This window comes from Rahnella perminowiae (assembly GCF_019049755.1).
Lineage (GTDB): Bacteria > Pseudomonadota > Gammaproteobacteria > Enterobacterales > Enterobacteriaceae > Rahnella > Rahnella perminowiae.
Genome location: NZ_JAFMOS010000282.1, coordinates 1 through 3,552 on the forward strand (window position 1 = coordinate 1; position 3,552 = coordinate 3,552).

The 3,552-nt window shown below is 44.8% G+C and carries 4 protein-coding genes and 1 pseudogene; 2 read left to right on the forward strand and 3 right to left on the reverse strand.

Going from position 1 to position 3,552, the window contains the following annotated elements:
- The first annotated feature begins 227 nt into the window (after positions 1-227).
- Positions 228-710, forward strand: coding sequence for an Hcp family type VI secretion system effector (locus J1785_RS02335; RefSeq protein WP_217218725.1), 483 nt, complete (start codon positions 228-230; stop codon positions 708-710).
- Positions 711-729: 19 nt separating this feature from the next.
- Here the strand turns inward: J1785_RS02335 and J1785_RS02340 are convergent, their stop codons facing one another.
- From J1785_RS02340 to J1785_RS02350, 3 genes are all read right to left on the reverse strand, one after another.
- Positions 730-1,047 carry a DUF1493 family protein gene (locus J1785_RS02340; protein ID WP_217218726.1) on the reverse strand — a complete coding sequence of 106 codons (318 nt, stop codon included), beginning with the start codon at positions 1,045-1,047 and terminating at the stop codon, positions 730-732.
- Positions 1,047-1,496 (reverse strand): STM2901 family protein, encoded by a 450-nt coding sequence (locus tag J1785_RS02345; RefSeq protein ID WP_129639516.1) that lies wholly within the window; start codon positions 1,494-1,496, stop codon positions 1,047-1,049. The genes J1785_RS02340 and J1785_RS02345 overlap by 1 nt, the downstream gene beginning before the upstream one ends.
- Positions 1,497-1,590: 94 nt before the next feature.
- Positions 1,591-2,400: a pyocin knob domain-containing protein gene (locus J1785_RS02350; RefSeq protein WP_217218727.1), complete on the reverse strand. Its 810-nt coding sequence runs from the start codon at positions 2,398-2,400 to the stop codon at positions 1,591-1,593.
- On the opposite strand from J1785_RS02350, the pseudogene J1785_RS02355 reads away from it, so the two are divergent.
- A pseudogene (locus J1785_RS02355) lies at positions 2,399-3,052 on the forward strand (phage integrase); the annotation flags it as partial. The gene J1785_RS02350 and the pseudogene J1785_RS02355 overlap by 2 nt on opposite strands.
- Between the last annotated feature and the right edge of the window lie 500 nt (positions 3,053-3,552).

Here is a 3,552-nt window from a genome sequence, read left to right on the forward strand (position 1 = left end):
CTCTTTAAAGTAAAGCCTTCCGTCACTTGTTTATACCTTCATTAAATATCAATCAGTTAGCATCATTTCGAAATAAATTCGGGGAATTTTCGAGACTGGATTTATGGATTGCAAAATCGGTCATCAATAATAAACCTCTGAAAATCCCCTTTTTAAATGTTCGCTAACTGTGTCTTTATCTGCATAAGCATAACGTAATGCCTCACTTTTAAAATGGACTTAAGAAAATGGCTATACCAGCTTATTTATGGCTTAAAGACGACGGCGGCGCACTGATTAAAGGCGGTGTGGATGTCATCGGACGGGAATATAGCATCGAAGTAAAAGGATTCCATCATAATCTGATGATCCCTACCGATAACGCGACGGGTAAAGTAACGGGTATCCGCATGCACTCCCCATTGCTCATCGTGAAGGACTTTGACAGCTCCAGCCCTTACATTTACAAGGCAGTAGCAACAGGCCAAGGCCTTGAGTCGGCGGAGATCAAATGGTATCGGATCAATGATGCAGGTCAGGAAGTAGAGTATTTCAACATGCTGTTAGAAAAGGTACGTATCGTTTCAATTTCGCCAGCAATGGCCGCAAACAGCAATCCTAATGACAATCACATGGAAACAGTTGAACTTCGCTACGAAAAAATTACGTGGAAGCACAATGATGGGAACATCATATTTGCTGATTCATGGGATGACCGCCAGACTGCATAAGAAAAGGGGCTGAGGCCCCTTAGTCATATAGCCAGCGACCTGCTTTTGCTGATTCGATAATCATACCCAGCGTCAGCGTTTTAAATTGACGGTCTTGCCATTCCTTTTTGAGCTTAAACTGCCACCAATAAAACTCCGGCATGAAATAGTCATCTATGTTGAAATTGCTATGCTCAATGCCGTATCGCGTGAACAAATCAAACAACATTTCTTCCAGCTCTTCCTGAAAGAAATTGAAGTGCTCCTCAAATGTCCAATCCTTTTGTGCCGGCTTATCACGTTGGCCATATGTATTGGTGACGTAATCTAAGAGCTCTTGCTCATCCGGTTTTAGCATTAGAAATATGCCCATGCTATACGATGCTCGGGCCTTGATATCAGGTTGTATTTTTCCCTGGTATCTTTCGCGACTAGGCTTACGATAATTATCGCCTGCGCGTAGCCAATAAAAGGCACCGCTCTACCCACTACTGCCCCTATTTTGCTTGTAACGCGAGTACGCCCCTTCACAATAGTTGAAAATTGGATCCCATATGGAAAGTGTGCGTTTTTAAATATTCTGCGAGCTAATTTTGACGCAATACTCGTGCGAGAAACCTTTGATCCCAGCACAACTCGTTTCTTAAGTATTGGTTGCCCAGCAAGAATCGTCGCCGCTGTTTCTACTGAAACACCAAGGTGGTCCGCCAAACTCTCAGCGAATATTAACCAAAATAGTTCTTCTTTAGATACGTTAGCATTTCCATGGTAGAAGTAAGTCCCGCCCAACTCTTCAGTAGTATCCACTCTCAATATCCTTTTGATTAGAAGGGTTTTAGAATAACCTCAGTTTCTTCAGCAGGCAATGAAATCAAATACACGGAATGTATGGGTAAAAGGCTTAAATCAGAGTGACGGTATATGCCTCAGATGCTGCTAAACGCTCAGCTACTCCGATACCCGACCACTCGTAGGATTCGCCATTCTTCGTCAATAGCCACATCCCAGCGTAGGCGTCTCCATCGGCACGGGATGCATGCATGGTTATAGTTGCTGATACCCCCTGCTTTAAAACAGTTAGCGACGCGCTATGAATCGACACAAAGCCCGCCGGCGCTGATGTAATCCCGGAGTCCGACTCGAAAATATACGTTCCGGGCGCGGCAGTTAAACAATCGAGCGTGTTTCCCACTGACACAGTCGTTGGACCGGCCGGAGCACCCAATTTGAACCATGAGGATGGCTCTGAAACGCTTCGATCAGGAATGCATCTGTAGGCCGTTTTGCCAGAGGCGGTAATGTAATTTTGAATTAAACCATTTTCGTTGTAAGGCCAGCAGATAAGAATCCCAACTTCTTCGAAAGGGTACTGCTTCTCTTCAGTAGCTTCTGCAGGATCAGGCTGACAATACATCTCCATGCCGCCGTTGAATTGATCAATAGTTAAAGTAGAAATGTCCCAAGACACAAGTGTTGAATCAGCAAACCCCATGCCGCGCGTCATTATTAGGTCTGAACTTAAAAACACACCCTCTGAAAAACTGTCAATGAAGAAAACTCCATTTGCCGGATAATTTGCGTTTAACGCAAGCTTTCCGTGTTGCGAAATTGGGGTGCCTGTTGCTACATTTTGATCGTTTGTAATAAATGCCTGATTTTTTCCAATAGAAGGAAGAGAGTCGCCACTGTAAGTATCCCGCTTAACCGGCACGGTGAACTGTGAGCATGCTTTTCTGCGGGCGGTATTCAATGAACTGAAACGACTGGGGGAATGGTCGCTGCCAAACCCTCTCGAGAATATCCGCGAGTTTGATCAGCCGGAACGTGAAATGGCATGGCTGACTCAGGAACAAATTCTGCTGCTCATGGCCGCCTGCAAACAACATGGAAATGACGAATTAACGCTTATCGTTAAAGTCTGCCTTTCGACCGGCGCACGGTGGAACGAGGCGGCCAAAATCAAAAGCTCGCAGATTTCGCCCTACAAACTCACCTTCATCAATACCAAAGGTAAAAAGAATCGTACCGTTCCCCTCTCCCGCCCTTTGTATGACGAACTGATCGCCCGTAAAGGTGTGTCCTTCTCGCCCTGCTATAAACAGTTCTATCGGGTGATCAGGCTGGCCGGTATTGAGCTGCCAGAAGGACAGATGACGCACGTTCTGCGGCATACGTTCGCCAGTCATTTCATGATGGCCGGCGGCAATATTATCGTGTTGCAACGCATCCTCGGGCACTCAGATATCCGCGTCACAATGCGATACGCGCACTTCGCTCCGGATCACCTGGAAGACGCTATTCACCTGAATCCGCTGGCTCAAATGGGTGGCGACAAAGTGGCGGCAGAAAGTCCAAATGAGTAGCACTGAAGGTAACAGGAAGCGGTGTAAGTGGTTGTTTTAACTATAAGTTATTGATTTAAGAAATGTTCAAAAAAAAGACCGAATACGATTCCTTTAGCCGCAAAATTTAAATTTATTCTTTTAAAGTCAAATAGATAAACTCTTTCTTAAGCTAAAAATTCCTTTAAATACCTTTCTATACCTCCTTTATTTTTCAGATAGTTAGCACCGTTTTCGTTTTAATTCGTGGGAATTTCGTTTTCATCTACTTTCCAAAGTTTAAATATATCCCGACCAGCAAGTGATGATCCGCCTCAGCGAAGCCAAGGCTCATCAAACACCTGTTTACTAGCATAGCCGATTACCGCACAATCATCAGCAACTCATCATTAACACTTCGCAGAATGCAATGAGCGCATTCTTAACGATCCGTAGCCCCAAGCCTTGGCTCAGAATAGTAACGAGCTCCCCCGTCGATCCGTTCGTCGTTTTACTTACATTGTTAACGCCCAGCAAAAGAT